At 67.9% G+C, this 18,006-nt stretch carries 15 protein-coding genes and 2 tRNA genes; 6 read left to right on the top strand and 11 right to left on the bottom strand.

What is annotated here, in order from left to right; all coding sequences use genetic code 11:
* Positions 1-225 precede the first annotated feature (225 nt).
* Complete coding sequence (locus LMI96_RS02620) at positions 226-795, top strand: GNAT family N-acetyltransferase (RefSeq protein WP_228360391.1); 570 nt, start codon at positions 226-228, stop codon at positions 793-795.
* Positions 796-865: 70 nt separating this feature from the next.
* Here LMI96_RS02620 and LMI96_RS02615 read toward each other — a convergent pair whose 3' ends face one another.
* On the bottom strand, positions 866-1,714 hold the full coding sequence (locus LMI96_RS02615; RefSeq protein WP_228360390.1) for a DUF559 domain-containing protein: 849 nt from the start codon (positions 1,712-1,714) through the stop codon (positions 866-868).
* A 341-nt stretch (positions 1,715-2,055) separates the two neighbouring features.
* Here LMI96_RS02615 and valS point away from each other — a divergent pair, with 341 nt between their 5' ends.
* From valS to LMI96_RS02600, 3 genes are read left to right on the top strand one after another with little or no spacing between them, the layout of a single operon-like run.
* A complete protein-coding gene (gene valS / locus LMI96_RS02610) occupies positions 2,056-4,629 on the top strand; it encodes a valine--tRNA ligase (protein WP_228360389.1) in 2,574 nt (857 codons plus the stop codon).
* 1 nt (position 4,630) lies between these two features.
* On the top strand, positions 4,631-4,882 hold the full coding sequence (locus LMI96_RS02605; protein ID WP_228360388.1) for a hypothetical protein: 252 nt from the start codon (positions 4,631-4,633) through the stop codon (positions 4,880-4,882).
* A 31-nt stretch (positions 4,883-4,913) separates the two neighbouring features.
* Complete coding sequence (locus tag LMI96_RS02600) at positions 4,914-6,971, top strand: M3 family metallopeptidase (protein ID WP_228360387.1); 2,058 nt, start codon at positions 4,914-4,916, stop codon at positions 6,969-6,971.
* Positions 6,972-7,144: 173 nt separating this feature from the next.
* On the opposite strand, the gene clpX is transcribed toward LMI96_RS02600, so the two are convergent.
* From clpX to LMI96_RS02570, 6 genes are all read right to left on the bottom strand, one after another.
* Entirely contained in the window at positions 7,145-8,413 is a 1,269-nt protein-coding gene (clpX, locus tag LMI96_RS02595; protein WP_223721030.1) for an ATP-dependent Clp protease ATP-binding subunit ClpX, read from the bottom strand.
* 150 nt (positions 8,414-8,563) lie between these two features.
* Positions 8,564-9,229 (bottom strand): ATP-dependent Clp protease proteolytic subunit, encoded by a 666-nt coding sequence (locus LMI96_RS02590; protein ID WP_223721029.1) that lies wholly within the window; start codon positions 9,227-9,229, stop codon positions 8,564-8,566.
* A gap of 28 nt (positions 9,230-9,257) precedes the next feature.
* Positions 9,258-9,935 (bottom strand): ATP-dependent Clp protease proteolytic subunit, encoded by a 678-nt coding sequence (locus LMI96_RS02585; protein WP_263317338.1) that lies wholly within the window; start codon positions 9,933-9,935, stop codon positions 9,258-9,260.
* Positions 9,889-10,419 carry a tetratricopeptide repeat protein gene (locus tag LMI96_RS02580; protein ID WP_228360386.1) on the bottom strand — a complete coding sequence of 177 codons (531 nt, stop codon included), beginning with the start codon at positions 10,417-10,419 and terminating at the stop codon, positions 9,889-9,891. Before LMI96_RS02580 ends, LMI96_RS02585 begins: the two co-directional genes overlap by 47 nt.
* 72 nt (positions 10,420-10,491) lie before the next feature.
* On the bottom strand, positions 10,492-12,012 hold the full coding sequence (gene tig / locus LMI96_RS02575) for a trigger factor (protein ID WP_228360385.1): 1,521 nt from the start codon (positions 12,010-12,012) through the stop codon (positions 10,492-10,494).
* 75 nt (positions 12,013-12,087) lie between these two features.
* Positions 12,088-12,161, bottom strand: a tRNA-Pro gene (locus LMI96_RS02570).
* A 173-nt stretch (positions 12,162-12,334) separates the two neighbouring features.
* On the opposite strand from LMI96_RS02570, the gene LMI96_RS02565 reads away from it, so the two are divergent.
* Positions 12,335-12,408: transfer RNA gene (locus LMI96_RS02565), tRNA-Gly, on the top strand.
* A 25-nt stretch (positions 12,409-12,433) separates the two neighbouring features.
* On the opposite strand, the gene LMI96_RS02560 is transcribed toward LMI96_RS02565, so the two are convergent.
* Together LMI96_RS02560 and LMI96_RS02555 are read right to left on the bottom strand one after the other, a co-directional pair.
* The gene (locus LMI96_RS02560) at positions 12,434-12,970 is read right to left on the bottom strand and encodes a gamma carbonic anhydrase family protein (protein WP_228360384.1); all 537 of its coding nucleotides are present in this window, start codon (positions 12,968-12,970) and stop codon (positions 12,434-12,436) included.
* Positions 12,971-12,996: 26 nt separating this feature from the next.
* On the bottom strand, positions 12,997-15,138 hold the full coding sequence (locus LMI96_RS02555) for an acyltransferase family protein (protein ID WP_228360383.1): 2,142 nt from the start codon (positions 15,136-15,138) through the stop codon (positions 12,997-12,999).
* Positions 15,139-15,321: 183 nt separating this feature from the next.
* On the opposite strand from LMI96_RS02555, the gene LMI96_RS02550 reads away from it, so the two are divergent.
* A complete protein-coding gene (locus LMI96_RS02550) occupies positions 15,322-15,807 on the top strand; it encodes a Dps family protein (protein ID WP_223721024.1) in 486 nt (161 codons plus the stop codon).
* Positions 15,808-15,870: 63 nt separating this feature from the next.
* Here the strand turns inward: LMI96_RS02550 and LMI96_RS02545 are convergent, their stop codons facing one another.
* Together LMI96_RS02545 and LMI96_RS02540 are read right to left on the bottom strand one after the other, a co-directional pair.
* Entirely contained in the window at positions 15,871-17,364 is a 1,494-nt protein-coding gene (locus tag LMI96_RS02545) for an amidohydrolase (RefSeq protein ID WP_374197902.1), read from the bottom strand.
* Entirely contained in the window at positions 17,361-17,996 is a 636-nt protein-coding gene (locus LMI96_RS02540) for an FMN-binding negative transcriptional regulator (RefSeq protein ID WP_228360382.1), read from the bottom strand. Before LMI96_RS02540 ends, LMI96_RS02545 begins: the two co-directional genes overlap by 4 nt.
* Between the last annotated feature and the right edge of the window lie 10 nt (positions 17,997-18,006).

The raw sequence follows: 18,006 nt of genomic DNA, 5'->3' as shown, positions 1-18,006 counted from the left end.
CGTCGTGGCGGCCGCATCCGCTCCTCCGTTTCGGGCCGTGGCGCACGCTCGACGGGCCGTCCGCACGGTCCTTCCCCTGTCCCGTGCCGCGTGGCGGGCGTCTCAGGATTCGGAGATGCGACGAGATTCGGATAGCCCGACCCCGAAGCCTCCGAATCTCGCGACATCTCCGAATCCGGTGACGCGCCCCCACCAGGACCGCACGGTGTCCGACAGAATCGACGGATGCTGCCGGACACCGCACGACTCACGCTCCGCGCGCTCGACGACGGCGATCTGCCCGCACTTCGCGCCATCCTCGGCGATGACGAGACCATGGCTGCGTACGAGGGCGCGTTCAGCGAGGCCGAGACCCTCGATTGGTTGCGACGACAACAGGATCGCTATCGCGCAGACGGCTTCGGGCTGTGGGCCGTCGTCGAACGGGCCACCGGCGACGTCATCGGTCAAACGGGCATCACCCGCCAGAAGCTCGAAGACGACGAGATCGTCGAGGTCGGATACCTGTTCCGTCGCGACAGGTGGCACCGCGGATTCGCCGTCGAGGCCGCATCCGCCAGCGTGGATTGGGCCCTCACCACGCTTCCCGTCGAGCACGTCTGGGCGAAGGTCCGCGACACGAACCTCGCCTCGATGAACGTGGCGATCCGGCTCGGGATGCGGGTACGCCGCCGGTTCGTCACGCGCTACCGCGGCGTCGACATGCCGCACTTCGGTTTCGCCCTCTCCCGAGACGAGTGGCAGGCGTCACGGGATTCGGAGATGCGACGAGATTCGGAGAACCCGACCGCGTAGCCTCCGAATCTCGCGACATCTCCGAATCCGGTGACGCGCCTCGAACCAGGACCGCGGATGCGGCAATCACTCACCGTGCGAGGTGCAGGCCCTGGGCGACGGCGCGCATGATGCGACCCTGAACCTCCGGCCACCCGTGTACGACCTGCGCGTACCCGATGCGGATCACGCAGTAGCCGATCAGCATCAACGCCGCATCGTGGGCGATGTCCGCCTCGCGTTGCGCGCCCACGTGGTGCCCGCCGTCGATCTGCACCACCAGACGCTCACCGATCAGGAAGTCGACCCGGTGGCCCGCGATCCAGGCCTGCGGTGTGATCTGCAGCCGCATCCATCTGAGCCGTGGAATGAAGAACGTCTCCAACCCCGAGTCCGACCAGGGCGATGCGGCCGTGATCAGCGATCGTGCCGCCTGCGTCAGCGGGAGGCGAAGCAGCGCCTCCCGCTCGACCACGTGCTGACGCAGCGCCGACTCGACGATCGCCCTGGCCTCTTCTTCCGGCCGGCAGGCGATCACCAGGGCCAGCGTGTTCTCCACCTCGTCGACCAGCGTGCCGGGCCGACGCACGATGAGGGGCTCCGCCCAGTGCACGACGGTGCCGGGGGCGACACGCACGCTCGCCCCGTGCGGCGGCGCAGCGACGTGCGCCGGACCGTCTCCGAGCACCCACAGTCCGTGCCGGCGTGCCGCCGTGACGCAGGAGAGCACTACGCCCTCCCGCGCTGCGGCCACCGCGAGCGGATCGGCATCCGGAAGAGCGATCCACACGCGGCGGATGCGCACGAGCATCCCGTCCTCGACGAGCGATCGGAGCGTCCGCTGGGTGTGCCCGGCGGCGACGAGCTCTCTCGCTCGGGCCACGCCGCCCGCCGCGCGGACGGCGTCGAGCGCCCGCATCCGTTTCGCCGCTGCATCCATCGCTCCATCGTCCCGATCGAGCGCCACGAACGAGGCTCGAACGGCGACTCTGTGCAGCGCCTGGCGCATTCATCGCCCTGGGGAGGCAAAGTCGCTCGCCGCGCCTGCGTCACGAGATTCGGAGATGCGACGAGATTCGGACGGATCGGAGCCGTCGCGTCCGAATCTCGTGACATCTCCGAATCCCCTGACCGAGCAACACACAGCCCCGACACCGCCCCGACACCCCCACCTGCCGCCACTCCCGCCGCTCGGTTCCGGCGGCGCGGGCTCCCGTAGACTGAGGGGGCATCCACACTCAGGCACGCTCACACAGTGCCGCACATATCGAGGAGACTCCCATGACCGCGATTCCCGACAAGCCCGCCCTCGAAGGGCTCGAAGCGAAGTGGGACGCCCGCTGGGCCGAACGGGGCACCTACCTCTTCGATCGGGATGCGGCCCAGGCCACCGGCCGAGGCGGCGTGTTCTCCGTCGACACTCCCCCGCCGACCGCCTCCGGCTCGCTGCACATCGGGCACGTCTTCTCGTTCACGCACACCGACCTCACCGCGCGGTTCGAGCGGATGCGGGGCAAGACCGTGTTCTACCCGATGGGGTGGGATGACAACGGCTTGCCGACCGAGCGCCGCGTACAGAACTACTACGGCGTGCGCTGCGACCCGTCGCTGCCGTTCGACCCGGACTTCACCCCTCCGTTCGAGGGCGGCGACAACAAGTCCACGCGCGCGGCCGACCAGATCCCGATCAGCCGACGGAACTTCATCGACCTCTGCGAGCGCCTGACTGCGGAAGACGAGAAGCAGTTCGAAGAGCTCTTCCGCAAGCTCGGACTCAGCGTCGACTGGACGCAGACGTACCGCACCATCTCGGACGACACCATCCGGGTCAGCCAGCTCGCGTTCCTCCGCAACCTCGAGCGCGGCGAGGCCTACCAGGCGCTCGCTCCGACGCTGTGGGACATCGACTTCCGTTCCGCGATCGCGCAGGCCGAGCTCGAGGACCGCGACCAGCCCAGTGCGTACCACCGGCTCGCGTTCCACCGGAGCGATGACTCGGGTGACGTGCTGATCGAGACCACCCGGCCCGAACTCCTCGCCGCGTGCGTCGCGCTCGTGGCGCACCCCGACGACGAGCGCTACCAGCCGCTGTTCGGCTCGACCGTGCGCACCCCGCTCTTCGATGTGGAGGTGCCGGTTCTCGCGCACCCGCTCGCCCAGCCCGACAAAGGGTCGGGAATCGCCATGGTCTGCACGTTCGGTGACGTCACCGACATCATCTGGTGGCGCGAGCTCGACTTGCCGAACCGCACGATCATCGGCAAGGACGGCCGCATTCTCGCCGACGCCCCCGACGTCATCGTGACGGATGCAGCGCGCTCCGCGTATGCGGAGCTGGCGGGCAAGACCGTCTTCAGCGCCAAGAAGGCCGTCGTCGACTTGCTGCAGGCCTCGGGCGAACTTCTCGAGGTCTCGAAGCCGTTCACGCACGCCGTGAAGTTCTTCGAGAAGGGCGACCGTCCGCTGGAGATCGTGTCGACCCGTCAGTGGTACCTCCGCAACGGGGCGCGCGACGGGGCGCTGCGCGAGAAGCTCATCTCGCTCGGGCAGCAGATCGACTGGCACCCCGACTTCATGCGGGTCCGCTTCGAGAACTGGACGAACGGGCTGACCGGCGACTGGCTCGTCTCCCGCCAGCGGTTCTTCGGGGTGCCGATCCCGATCTGGTACGCCCTCGACCAGAACGGCGAACGGGATTACGGTCGCGTTCTCACCCCCGAGCTCGGCGCCCTCCCCGTCGATCCGACGAGCGATGTACCCCCGGGATTCAGCGAAGAGCAGCGCGGCGTGCCGGGCGGTTTCGATGCCGAGCGCGACATTTTCGACACCTGGGCGACCTCGTCGCTGACCCCGCAGCTCGCGGGCGGGTGGCAGCGCGACGACGAGCTCTGGAACCTCGTCGCGCCGTTCGACCTGCGTCCGCAGGGCCAGGACATCATCCGCACCTGGCTGTTCTCGACGCTGCTGCGGAGCGCCCTCGAAGACGACCGGTCACCATGGACGGATGCGGCGATCTCCGGCTTCATCGTGGACCCCGACCGCAAGAAGATGTCGAAGTCGAAGGGCAACGTCGTCACCCCCGCGTCGATCCTCGACCAGCACGGTTCGGACGCCGTGCGCTACTGGGCGGCCTCCAGCCGTCTCGGCACCGACGCGGCCTTCGATCCGCAGAACCCGACGCAGATCAAGATCGGTCGTCGCCTCGCGATCAAGGTGCTGAACGCGGCGAAGTTCGTTCTGTCGTTCCCCGTGCCGGATGGCGCGCAGATCACGCACGCACTCGATGCGGCGATGCTCGCGACCCTGGACGGCGTCATCCGAGACGCGACTCGCGCATACGAGCAGTACGACCACGCCCGTGCGCTCGAGATCACCGAGGCGTTCTTCTGGACGTTCTGCGACGACTACCTCGAACTGGTCAAGGAGCGTGCGTACAACCAGGCCGACAGCGGCCAGGCGTCTGCCGCGCTCGCCCTGCGCATCGCCCTCGAGACGCTGCTCCGCCTCTTCGCGCCGGTGCTCTCGTTCGCCACCGAGGAGGCGTGGTCGTGGTTCCACGACGACTCCGTGCACGTCGCCGCGTGGCCCGACGCCCTCGGTATCGAGGGTGACCCGGAGGTCCTGAGCGCGGTCAGCCAGGCCCTCATCGGCATCCGTCGCGCGAAGACGGAGGCGAAGGCTTCGCAGAAGACTCCGGTGGCTCGCCTCGTCCTGGGCGCCCCGGCCGCGCTGCACGCGGCACTCGACTCGGCGGTGGGCGATCTGAAGGCCGTCGGTCGTATCGAAGACCTCACCTTCGCGGACGCCGACGCCATCGTCGTCCACGAGGTCGACTTCGCCCCTCAGGAGGACTGACATGCAACTCGGAACACGCTGGGATGCGTTCGCCACCCCGCCCACGGCGGTGCCCGACGCGCTGCGGGCACAGATCGCGGCCGTCGAGCGCCTGCTCTCGAACGACCAGATCGATCACCAGCCCACCCCGCGGTGGACTCTGACGTGGCTCGAGGGGCGCCCGATCGCCGAACTCGATTCGGGCGTCATCGTCTCCCTCGACGCCGACGGCCACGCTGTCGTCCGTCACGATCCCGAGGACGAGTTCGGCTGACCCGCATCCGTCGCCGCACTACTCTGGGCCTATGGCGACGGATGCGGCGAACCCCCTGTTGACAGAGACGACCGGGGAGTTCGGGCTTCCGGATTACCGCCGAATCGACCCCGCCCACTACCTACCGGCGTTCGAGACCGCCTTCGCCGCCCACCGCGCGGAGATAGAGGCGATCGCGACGGATGCGGCCGCCCCGACGTTCGCCAACACGCTGGAGGCGATCGAACGCAGCGGCGAGCTGCTGGATCGGGTGTCCCGCACCTTCTACACGGTGTCCTCCGCCGATGCGACGGCGGAGATCCAGGCCGTCGAGGAAGAGCTCGCGCCGCTGATGTCTGCGCATCAGGACGCGGTCACCCTCGACGCTCGCCTCTTCGCACGCGTCGCGGCCGTGCACGCGCAGCTCGATGACCTTCCGCTCGACGCCGAGCAGCGCTACCTCGTCGAGCGACGATTCCGGGAGATGACCCACGCCGGGGCGGGGTTGAGTGCCGACGAGAAGGCACGGCTCACGGCGCTGAACCAGAAGCTCTCGACCCTCACCACGACGTTCGAGAAGAATCTGCTCGCCGACACGAACGACCTGGCTGTGGAGTTCGCCTCCGCGAGCGAGCTCGAGGGCCTCACCGCCGGCGAACTGTCCGCCGCCGCACAGGCCGCTTCCGACCGCGGGCTGACCGGACGCTACCTCGTCACTCTGCCGCTCTACACTGGGCATCCGTACCTGGCGTCGCTGACCCGACGCGAGAGCCGTGCACGGATCATGACCGCGTCGCAGTCGCGCGGGCGGCGCGGCAACGGGAACGACAACCGCGACGTCCTGCGAGACATCGTGCGGACGCGCGCCGAACGCGCCGCGCTCCTCGGCTACTCCTCACATGCTGCGTACATCACATCGGATGAGACGGCGGGATCCCCCGAAGCCGTGCACGACCTGCTCCGCCGGCTGGCCGCGCCGGCGGCCCGCAACGCGCGCCAGGAGCGAGATGCGCGTCAGGCGATGATCGACTCAGAGCCCGCGTCTTTCGCGCTCGCCGCGCACGACTGGGCGTTCTATACGGAGAAGGTGCGCGCCGCCGAGTACGATCTCGACCGCGCCGCACTGCGTCCGTGGTTCGAGGCGGAACGCGTGCTGCAGGACGGCGTTTTTCGCGCGGCGACCGAGCTCTACGGGGTCACGATCACCGAACGGCCCGATCTGCACGCGTATCACGCCGGAGCCCGGGTCTTCGAAGTCGCCGAGGCGGATGGCGCGCCCGTGGGGCTGTTCATCCTCGATCTCTACACCCGCGACTCGAAGCGCGGTGGCGCCTGGATGAACTCCCTCGTCACGCAGTCCGAGCTGCGCGGAACGCTCCCCGTTGTCGTGAACAACCTCAACGTGTCGCGTCCGGGCGACGGCCTGCCGACGCTTCTCACATTGGACGAGGTCACCACCCTGTTCCACGAGTTCGGACACGCGCTGCACGGCCTTTTCGCCCGCGTCACGTACCCGCACTTCGCCGGCACCGCGGTGTTCCGCGATTTCGTGGAGTTCCCGAGCCAGGTGAACGAGATGTGGATCATGTGGCCGGAGATCCTCACCCGCTACGCACGTCACCTAGACACGGATGAGCCGCTCGATCCGACCGTCGTGGAGAAGCTCGCGGCATCCGAAGCGTTCAATCAGGGCTTCGCCACGAGCGAATACCTGGCGGCGTCCTGGCTCGACCAGGCCTGGCATTCCCTCGACACCGACGCCGCATCGGCGGACATCGACGTGCTCGCCTTCGAGGCGGCAGCGCTCTCGGACATCGGGCTGGATGATCCCGCCGTTCCCACCCGATACTCGTCGACCTACTTCGCGCACATCTTCTCGGGCGGGTACAGCGCCGGGTACTACTCGTACATCTGGAGCGAGGTTCTCGACGCCGACACCGTCGAGTGGTTCCGCGAGAACGGCGGACTCACCCGCGCGAACGGCGATCGGTTCCGCACGCGGCTTCTCGGCGTGGGGGGCTCGAAGGATCCCCTCGAGGCCTATCGCGACTTCCGCGGCCGCGATGCCGACATCGAGCCATTGCTGCGCAGGCGCGGCCTGCAGTCCTGACCCCGCGGGGCGGTCATGCACCTCAGTGCGGTGCCTTCCGCCAGCCACTCGACCGCGCCTCCAGAACCTTCGGACATCGCCCAGGCGCAGATCTTGGGAGACCCATCCCCTTTACCGACCTGCACGCGAGTCGAGTCGCGTCGAAAGCGACCTCAGCGCGTGCGAGGCGGAGTTCAGGCGGACTTGCGCTTCTGGCGCAGGACGAGAGTCGGAGCCGCGCCATCTTCGACGGCGGCGCGGGTCACGACGACCTTGGCGACGTCTTCGCTCGACGGGATCTCGAACATGATCGGGCCGAGGACTTCTTCGAGGATGGCGCGAAGACCACGGGCGCCGGTCTTTCGCAGCACGGCGAGATCGGCGATGGCCTCCAACGCGTCTTTCTCGAAGTCGAGTTCGACGTCGTCGAGTTCGAACATGCGCTGGTACTGCTTGACCAGTGCGTTCTTCGGCGTGGTGAGGATCTCCATCAGCGCCTTCTGATCGAGCGGTGAGACCGCAGCGATCACGGGGAGGCGCCCGATGAACTCGGGGATCAGGCCGAACTTGTGCAGATCTTCGGGAAGCACTTCAGAGAAAAGATCGGGCGCATCGTCTTTGCGCTGCAGGGGTGCGCCGAAGCCGACACCGTGCTTGCCGACCCGCGAGGAGATGATCTCTTCCAGCCCCGCGAAGGCGCCGGCCACGATGAACAGGACGTTCGTCGTGTCGATCTGAATGAACTCCTGGTGCGGGTGCTTGCGCCCGCCTTGCGGCGGGACGGACGCGACCGTGCCCTCGAGGATCTTCAGCAGCGCCTGCTGCACGCCCTCGCCGGAGACGTCGCGCGTGATCGACGGGTTCTCTGCCTTGCGGGCGATCTTGTCGACCTCGTCGATGTAGATGATGCCCGTCTCGGCGCGCTTCGTGTCGAAGTCGGCCGCCTGGAGGAGCTTCAGCAGGATGTTCTCGACGTCTTCGCCGACGTAGCCCGCTTCCGTGAGGGCCGTGGCGTCGGCGACGGCGAAGGGCACGTTTAGCCGCTTCGCGAGCGTCTGCGCGAGGTAGGTCTTGCCGCAGCCGGTCGGGCCCAGCATGAGGATGTTGCTCTTGGAGATCTCGATCTCCTCCGCACGCTGCTCGGCAGAGGTGATCGTGGTCTGTGCGCGGACGCGCTTGTAGTGGTTGTACACGGCGACCGAGAGGGCGCGCTTCGCCTGTTCCTGGCCGACCACGTAGTCCTCGAGGAACGAGAAGATCTCACGGGGCTTCGGCAGGTCGAACTCGGTGACCTCGCCCGACGTCTGCTCCGCCATGCGCTCTTCGATGATCTCGTTGCAGAGCTCGACGCACTCATCACAGATGTAGACCCCGGGGCCCGCGATCAGCTGTTGCACCTGCTTCTGGCTCTTTCCGCAGAAAGAACACTTGAACAGGTCGGCGCTTTCACCGATGCGTGCCATGATGCCTCTCTTCCCCCCGGACGAGTCCGTCGTCATCCGAGCCTAACCTCTGCCCCCGACAACGGTGCGTATTGGGGGTTCGTCGCGTCGCGCCGCGTAAAACACGACGCCCCGGCCGGGGCACGGTCGGGGCGTCGTGTTGAGCGTCGCTCAGGCGGTGAGCGCCGCGGGCGTGCGCTTGCGGGTTGTCAGTACCTGGTCGACCAGGCCGTACGTGACCGCATCCGCCGCCGACAGGATCTTGTCGCGGTCGATGTCTCGGTTGACCTCTTCCGGGGTCTTGTTCGAGTGCTTCGACAGCGTCTCTTCCAGCCAGGTACGCATGCGGAGGATCTCCGCCGCCTGGATCTCGATGTCGGATGCCTGACCATGACCCGCCTCGCCCATCGCGGGCTGGTGGATCAGGATGCGGGCGTTCGGCAGCGCGAGACGCTTTCCGGGTGCCCCGGCGGCGAGCAGCACGGATGCCGCGGATGCTGCCTGGCCGAGCACGACGGTCTGGATCTGCGGCGACACGTACTGCATGGTGTCGTAGATCGCCGTCATCGCGGTGAACGAGCCACCGGGCGAGTTGATGTACATGATGATGTCGCGATCGGGGTCCTGGGACTCGAGCACGAGCAACTGCGCCATGACGTCGTCCGCGGACGCGTCATCGACCTGCACGCCGAGGAAGATGACGCGATCCTCGAAGAGCTTGTTGTACGGGTCCTGGCGCTTGTAACCGTAGGCCGTGCGCTCTTCGAACTGCGGCAGCACGTACCGGCTGGAAGGCATCTGCAGGCCCTGCGGGATACCGAAGGTAGGGGTGTTCATTCGCGTTCTCTCTTTCGCCTTCGGGTGCCTAGTTGGCGGTGCCGCCGCCGCCGATGACGTCGGCTGCGGAGTCGCGGATGTGGTCGACGAAGCCGTACTCGAGGGCCTCGTCCGCGGTGAACCAGCGGTCGCGGTCACCGTCTTCGTTGACCTGCTCGACGGTCTTGCCCGTCTGGGATGCGGTGATCTCGGCGAGACGGTTCTTCATCGAGACGATGAGCTGCGCCTGCGTCTGGATGTCGCTCGAGGTGCCGCCGAAGCCGCCGTGCGGCTGGTGCAGCAGAACGCGCGCGTTGGGCGTGATGTAGCGCTTGCCCTTCGTGCCGGCGGTGAGCAGCAGCTGCCCCATGGAGGCAGCCATACCGATGCCGACGGTCACGATGTCGTTCGGCACGAACTGCATCGTGTCGTAGATCGCCATTCCCGCGGTGATCGAGCCACCGGGAGAGTTGACGTAGAGATAGATGTCCTTTTCGGAGTCCTCGGCTGCGAGCAGCAGGATCTTCGCGCAGATCTCGTTGGCATTCTCGTCACGCACCTCTGACCCGAGCCAGATGATGCGGTCCTTCAGCAGCCTGTCGAAGACGCTCGTCGCGACAAGGGGATCGGCCATGTTCACTCCTGTTTCGGTGGTAGTGATGTCGAATCTACCGGCGCGTTCAGAGACCCTCGCCGATGTTCGCCGTCGGCATACGTCGCGGCGCATGCATGAGCTCGGCGGCGTATCCGGTCACGGATCGCGTGTAGCGGGGCAGGTGCGGAGCGAGTGCATCGAGGGCGATCGAGAGCGCCAGGCGGTCGTGCCCTGCCGAACTCAACGCCAGGGCGTAGAACGCGGCCGCGGCGTCCCGCATCCCGTCGCGGTCGCGGCGCTCGTACTCGGCGCGCAAGAGCTCCAGACTCTCCTCCACCTGGCCGAGGTTGCGGATCGTGCTGGCAAGTTGGATCACGGCCTGCGGCCGGTGCGCGTCGTCGAGTCCCGCCGCCAGGGCCGCCCGGTAGAGCGGCTCGGCCTCGGTCTCACGGCCGGCCGAGTCGTAACTGCCCGCGCGTTCGAACAGGGCGCGCGCGTCGTCGGCCGGGCGTTCTCGGGCGATCCGCTCGATCGCGTCGGTGCGCTCGTCGTCGGTGAGGGCGGCATCCGCCCATATCGCCGCGACGCGCTCATCCCACTCGTCTGTCGAATTCATCGATGCCTCCTTCGGCGAATGAACAGAAGAGGGCGGATGCTGATGCATCCGCCCTCTTCCCTCGGTATCCGATTACTCGGAATCGGCCTTCGCGGCCGGAGCCTTCTTCGCGGGAGCCTTCTTCGCCGGCGCCTTCTTGGCGGCCGGCTTCTTCTCGGCGGCCTCCTCGGCGACCTCGTCGGTCGGCTTCACTGCGGCGGGCTTCTTGGCAGGAGCCTTCTTCGCGGGAGCCTTCTTCGCGGGAGCCTCATCGACCGGAGCGGACTCCGCCTCGGCGACCTCGTCCGTCTCGTCGGCCTCGACGGCGGGCTCTTCCTCGACGGCGACGAAGCCGGTGAGGTCGACGGCCTTGCCGTTCGCGTCGACGACGGTGACCTTGCCCAGCGCCAGGGCGAGGGCCTTGTTGCGGGCGACCTCACCGATCATGGCGGGCAGCTGGTTGCCCTGCTGCAGAGCGTTCACGAACTCCTGCGGAGCCATGCCGTACTGCGCGGCCGACTGGATGAGGTACTGCGTGAGCTCTTCCTGCGAGACCTGCACGTCGGACTTCTCGGCGATCGCGTCGAGCAGCACCTGCGTGCGGAACTGCTTCTCGCTGGCCTCGGTGACCTCGGCGCGGTGCACGTCGTCTTCGAGGCGGCCTTCGCCCTCGAGGTGCTGGTGCACCTCGTCCTCGATGAGCTTCGGCGGGACGGGGATCTCGGACTGCTCGAGCAGCAGCTCGATGAGCTTGTCGCGCGCGGCGGCACCCTGGCTGAACGTGGACTGCTGCGCAACCCGCTCAGACAGGCTCTCGCGGAGCTCGGCGATCGTGTCGAACTCGCTGGCCATCTGCGCGAAGTCGTCGTCGGCCTCGGGAAGCTCGCGCTCCTTGACGGCGGTGACGCTGACAGCGACCTCGGCCTCTTCACCGGCGTGGTCGCCGCCGACGAGCTTCGAGCGGAACGTGGTGTCTTCGCCGGCCGTGAGCGACTCGATGGCCTCATCGATTCCCTCGAGCAGCTCGCCGGAACCGAGTTCGTACGACACGCCCTCGGCGCGGTCGATCTCGGCGCCGTCGATCGTCGCGACGAGGTTCAGCTCCACGAAGTCGCCGGTCGCGGCGGGGCGGTCGACGGTGATGAGCGTGCCGAAGCGCGCGCGGAGGCTGTCGAGCTCCGCGTCGATCGCGGCTTCGTCGGTTTCGACGGCGTCGACCGTGACGGTCAGGCCCTCGTACGCCGGCAGCTCGAACTCGGGGCGCACGTCGACCTCGACCGTGACCTTGAGGTCGCCCGAGAAGTCGGAGAGCTCGGGGAGCTCGACGACCTCGGCCTCGGGACGACCGAGAACGCGGATCTCGTTATCGGCGACGGCCGCACGGAAGAAGCCGTCGAGGCCCTCGTTGACCGCGTGCTCGATGACGGCACCGCGACCCATGCGCTGATCGATGATGGGTGCGGGGACCTTGCCCTTGCGGAAGCCGGGGATCTGCACGTCCTGAGCGATGTGCTCATACGCGTGATCGATGCTCGGCTTGAGCTCTTCGGGCGAGACCGTGATGTGGAGCTTCACCCGGGTGGGGCTCAGCTGCTCGACGGTGCTGGTGACCATGCCTGTTGTTCTCCTCTGGTTCCCGCGACAGCGCGCGGTGGCTGAAGGTTGTGGGGTCTTCGGGGGTCCGATACGTCGGGGCGACAGGATTTGAACCTGCGACTTCCCGCTCCCAAAGCGGGCGCTCTACCAAGCTGAGCTACGCCCCGGGCGGCGGGCACGCGAACGTGCACCGAAATCGGCCCCCGTTAGTCTAGCCGACCTGCTCCGCGCGTCGGGACGAACGCCGGTGTCCGCGTGCGAGCGGGCCGTTGATGTCGGCTACACTTGCGGATGCGGCGAGTGATTGCTGCGCATATTCCGGCACTTTCCGCCGGAATATGGGGCTGTAGCTTAGTGGTAAAGCCTCTGTCTTCCAAACAGATGATGCGAGTTCGATTCTCGTCAGCCCCTCCACTTCTTGATCCGGGCACCCCGCCCGTCAGCGCGACGAGGATTCCGAGTGGCGCTCGATGTGCTCGAGGTACCGGGCTGCGTTGCTGACCATACCGGCACGTTCCTCATCCGTCAGCGCGCGGCGTACCTTCGCGGGTACCCCGGCGACGAGCGAACCGTCCGGGATCACCGCGTTCTCGAGCACGACTGCTCCCCCGGCCACGAGGCATCCGGCACCGATCTGCGCACCGTTGAGCACCACGGCTCCCATCCCGATCAGCGAACCGTCGCCGATCGTGCAGCCGTGCACGACGGCGTTGTGCCCGACCGACACGTCGACACCGAGCACCACGGGTGAGCCGCGATCGACGTGCACGCTGACGTTGTCCTGCAGGTTGCTCCGGGCGCCGATCGTGATCGAGTCGCCGTCCGCGCGAAGCACCGCGTTGTACCAGACGCTCGCGTGCTCCCCCAGGGCGACCGCGCCGATCACGCGCGCACCGGCGGCGACGAACGCCGTCGGATCGATCGTGGGGCGTGAATCGCCGAGAGCGAGGATGGAGGCATCGGAGGAGACGGTCATGACCCGACCCTACCGACGCGGCATCCTCAGCCGGCGGCCGCCAGCGCGGACTTCAGCGCCGCCGTGTACTGCGGTGCCAGAGAGTCGACGAATGTCACCGTCAAGTGGTCCTGGTCGCGGTAGACGCCGGCACCGCCGACGACGGGGAAGCAGATCGTGTCGTCGCAGTAGACCGACGTGAAATCGAGAAGGGTCACGTCCTGCTGCCCCTCGGCCGCCCCCCGAAGCGGATCGTTCGCCACGAGCACGTCGCTTCGCGCACCCTCGCACGAAGCCGCATCCCTCGTCCGAAGGCACTTGTTCGGATCGGTCTCCCACACCGGGTTGTCGACGACGGTCACGACGGGCACGCCCGCATCCGTCATCGTCGACCACGCGGCCCGGTACCCCGCCACCGCGGCGTCGTACGACGAGTCGTAGCCCGCCGCCGAGTACGGCGTGGTCGCGAGCGCCGAGGTGAAGACGACGTCCGGCGGGTCGGCCTGGAGGTCTGCCGCGACGTCGCCGCGCCACTGGGTGCACGCACCGCCGAACGCACCGCCCGTCGAGAGCGGGGTGTCATTCCACGGGCACGCGCCCTTGAAGTAGGTCACCAACCGCCAGCCGTTGTCGTCGGCGATCCGCTGGAACGTCGACAGCAACTGGAACGCGTGACTGTCGCCGATGAGCGCCACGGTGGGCGCGTCGGGCGCGTCCGACCCGAACTCGCACGACACCGGCCGGGCGTCGTTCAGCTGTACGAAGCACTGTTCGTCGGACGGCTTGTCGACGCCGGCAAAACCTGGACTCGGCAGGATCGTGTCGGAGGGCGTCGCGCCCGCGCAGTCCTCATCGAGAACGGATGCGGCGCCGAAGCACTCCGGGGGATTGTCGCGCAGCTCGGCGAGTTGCTGCACACCCGCCTGGTAGGCGGGGGCGTTGAGAGCCCACGCCCCTCCCGCCGTACCCGCGACGAGCAGCATCGCAGCCAGTGACGCCCAGAGCGTCACCTTTGCGGGGCGGAGAGTCAGCACCCGCCAGCCGCGCGCCGGATCCTCGACGAACCGCTTGGTCAGCCAGGCGAGCACGAAACAGATCGCCAGCAGCGCGACACGGTGGTAGATCGACAGGCCCCAGAAGGGCACGGACGGCGCGATGATGATCAGCGGCCAGTGCCAGAGGTAGAGCGAATATGAGATGTCTCCGGTGAATCGCATCGGCGCGACCGACAGGATCCGCGTCGGATACCACCACCGTTCCGCGTTGGACGCGGCGATCACCGCGGCTGCCCCGAGCGCCGGAAGGAGCGCCGCGTACCCGGGGAATGCCGTCGTGCCATCGAATCTGAAAGCCGTATAGACGAGCGCGATGATCCCCGCCCAGCCGAGCACGAAGCTTCCCAGGGCGTGACGGATGCGGAGCGCCGGCACCAACGCGATCATCGCGCCGAGACCGAACTCCCACATCCGGGTGAAGGTGACGAAGTACGCGGGCGCCGGGTTGGTCAGCGTGAAGACGATCGAGAACAGGAGCGACGCGGCACTCACGACGGCGAGGGTCACGAGGACCGCCGTACGGCGACGCCCCGAGAGGAACTTCGTCCCGATCCACGCGGCGAGCAGCATCAGCAGCGGCCACAGCACGTAGAACTGCTCTTCGAGCGACAGCGACCAGTAGTGCTGCACCATCGACGGGTCGCCCGCGTGGTTCAGGTAGTCGGCCGACGTGAACGCCAGGTACCAGTTCTCGACGTAGAAGGTCGACGCGATGATCTCGCTGATCTCGCGCTGCAAGCCCGACACCGGCATCAGGTAGGGCGAGGCGGCGACGATCGCGGAGAAGAGCAGCACGAGAAGGGACGCCGGCAGCAGACGTCGCGCGCGACGAGCCCAGAACTGGCCGAGACGTACCGTGCCGGTTGCCGTGAGTTCGCGCATCAAGTGGCCGGTGATGAGAAAACCGGAGATGACGAAGAACACGTCGACACCGGCGTACCCGCCGGGCAGGCGTCCGGGCCAGAAATGGTAGAGCACGACGAGCAGGACGGCGATCGCGCGCAATCCCTGCACGTGGGGAAGGAATCGCGACGGCTCCGCGTGCTCGGGCGACCGATCACGCCGAAGCCCTGCTCCGCCGACGGCCGGTGCACCGGATCGCGGGGACGTCGAATCGTGTTCAGTCGCTGCCACCCCTCGACGGTAGCCGCTCGATCTCGAATTGCCCGGGCGCGACGCGTTCGGATAAGTCCGGCCGCAGCTCCTCACGCGTCACCGGCCGATGAGATAAGCGCAGCCTCATCTTGCTTGCGGAATTTTGCAGCCTCACTAGCGTTGGAAACAGCAGTTGAGACTGCAGAACATGGAGGCACCACAATGTCGAAGCATCAGACCATTCCCGCAACCGCTGCGGACCCCACGGTCGCGGCGGGTGCAGCTCAGTTCCTGACCCCCGTCACCCTCGGACTCCAGGCCCTCGCCGTCAACGGTAAGCAGGCCCACTGGAACGTTCGCGGCGCCAACTTCATCGCGATCCACGAACTTCTGGACACGGTCGTCGACCACGCGCAGGAGTACGCCGATCTCGCCGCGGAGCGCATCGTCGCCCTCGGCCTGCCGGTCGACGCACGCCTCAGCACGGTGGCCGAGAAGACCCTTCCCTCGACCGTCCCGGCCGGCTTCACGCAGTGGGACGACATGATCCGCCACATCGTGGCCGACATCGACGGCGTGATCGTCGACGTGCAGACCGCGATCGACGGACTGGACGAGATCGACCTCACGAGCCAGGACATCGTCATCGCGATCCGCGCGGGCCTCGAGAAGGACCGCTGGTTCCTCTCCGCGCACCTCGCCGAGTAGCACTCGTGCAGAAAGCCCCGCCGATGTTGTCGATCGGCGGGGCTTTGTCGCGTCCGGGGGCGCTCAGGCGAGGTGGGTGGCGCGGCCGCTGAGGAGCGTTGCACGCACCTCCATGGAGCTGAGCCCGGGTTCGTCCGCCCGTCGAGGATCTTCGGCGCAGAGCACGAGATCTGCGCGCCCGCCGACCTCGATGGACGACGGATGCAGAGACCCGCCGTGCGTGGATGCCGCCAGCGCCGTCTCGAGCGGCAGCGTCTCCTCCGCGCGCCACGGCTCGCGGCCGTCGCGCGTGCGGAACACGGCCGCCGCCATGCTGACCCACGGATCGAGCGGTGCGACCGGTGCATCCGATCCGAGCAGCACGTTGGCGCCCGCGTCGATGAAGGACCGGAGCGGGTACGCCGTCGCGGTCTGGTCCGCCCAGATCGTGTCGGTGAGTTCACGATCGTCGATGGCGTGAGCGGGCTGGACGCTCGCGCCCACGCCCAGCCGGGCGAAACGCGGGATATCGCTCCGCGCCACCAGCTGGGCGTGTTCGATGGTGCCCCACGCGCCGGTCGCGGCGAACGCATCGAGCGCGAAGCGATTCGCCTCGTCGCCGATGGCATGGATCGCCGAGGCGAACCCGGCTCCCGTCGCCGTCATCATGAGCGCCAGGAGCTCCTCCGGCGGCACGGCCAGCACTCCCCGGTCCGCCGGGTCGTCACCGTAGGGATGGGAGCAGGCGGCCGTCCGCGTGCCGAGCGAGCCGTCGGTGATGACCTTCATCGGCCCTACACGGATGAGGTCGTGCGGGGCGCCGGCAAGCACATCACCGGTGCGCAGACCAGCGGCGATGGCACGCTCGAGGTCGTTCGGGTAGATTCCGAACTCGACGCGGAGCCCGTCGAACCCGGCCGCCGCGCGGCGCGACCAGGACTCCGCGTTCCACATCAGGTCGAGATCGACGATCCCGACGACCCCGCGGCGGGCCGCATCCGCTGCCATCGCGAGCACCGCGGCATCGGCGGAGAGTGGATCGCCGAGATTCATGCGCAGCCCCACTTCGAACGCGGGGCCTTCTCGGAGGACGCCGTCCGGGGTGTCGAATCCCTCGCGGGCGAGCGCCGCGCTGTTGACCCACACACTGTGCAGGTCTGCGTTGATGAGGTACGTGGGGACGTCGCCGGTGGCAGCGTCCAGGAGCTCGAGGCTCGGCGCATCCGGCCAGAACGCGTCGCGCATGCCCACGCCGATGCGGCGCCCGTCGGCGAGGATCGGCGCGTCGGCCATCCGCCGAGCCGCCTCCGCCGCCGATCCCATCGCATCCAGCGGTACTCGCCGCACGGCGAGGGCGTACTGGGTGGCGTGCACGTGGTGATCCCACAGCCCGGACACGAGGAAGGCCCCCTCCGCCTCGAGCACGTCGCCGGGCAGGCGCAGCGCGCCCGTGGGCGCGATGTCGGCGATGCGGCCGTCCGCCAGCAGGAGATCGTGGAGCCCCGCATCCGGCAACAACTCTGCGCCCGGACCGACGATCCGCGCACCCCGGACCGCGTCGAACGTGCGGCCGCTCACCGCGGTGGACGCGCCGCGTGGGCGCGGGCCATCTCGTCCGCGAGTGCGGGATTCGGATGCGGGCCGCCCTCCCGGAGCATGTCGACGATGTGCTCGACGGTCTCTGCGGGGCGGTTCTGGCTGAGTTTCCGCTTCGCGACGACGCGGGTCGGGGTCAAGCGGAAGCCCACCGTCCCCTTCTCGAGGCGCTGCACGAACGCGTCGTCGTTCGGGCGCTCCCACAACCGACGCGGTTCGGGCATCCCGCCTTCGAAGTGATCGACCAGCCGGTCGAGCACGGCCAGATTCTCCTCGGTCGACAACACCTCCGGCACGCCGCTCAGGTGCGCGGAGATGAAGTTCCACGTCGGAACGGCGGGCGCGTCGTCGTACCAGCCGGGCGAGATGTACCCGTGCGGTCCCTGCACGACGATGAGCAGCTCCCGCTCGTCCAGCCCGTGGATCAGGTCATCCGGTTTGCCGACGTGCCCGACGATCGTCAGGTCGTCGCGGTCTTCGTCGAGAAGCACGGCGTAATGCGAGGCGACCAGACCGGTGTCCGTCTGACTCACGAGCGTGACCCACGGATTGCGCGCGATCAGGCGGCGGATCTCGGCCACGTCCGTCATCGCGAAGCTCGGGTTCTGTCTCATTTCTTCCTCA

Source organism: Microbacterium sp. cx-59, assembly GCF_020805625.1.
GTDB lineage: Bacteria > Actinomycetota > Actinomycetes > Actinomycetales > Microbacteriaceae > Microbacterium.
Note: the sequence above shows the minus strand (reverse complement) of the source record. Positions and strands in the feature narration are given on the sequence as shown.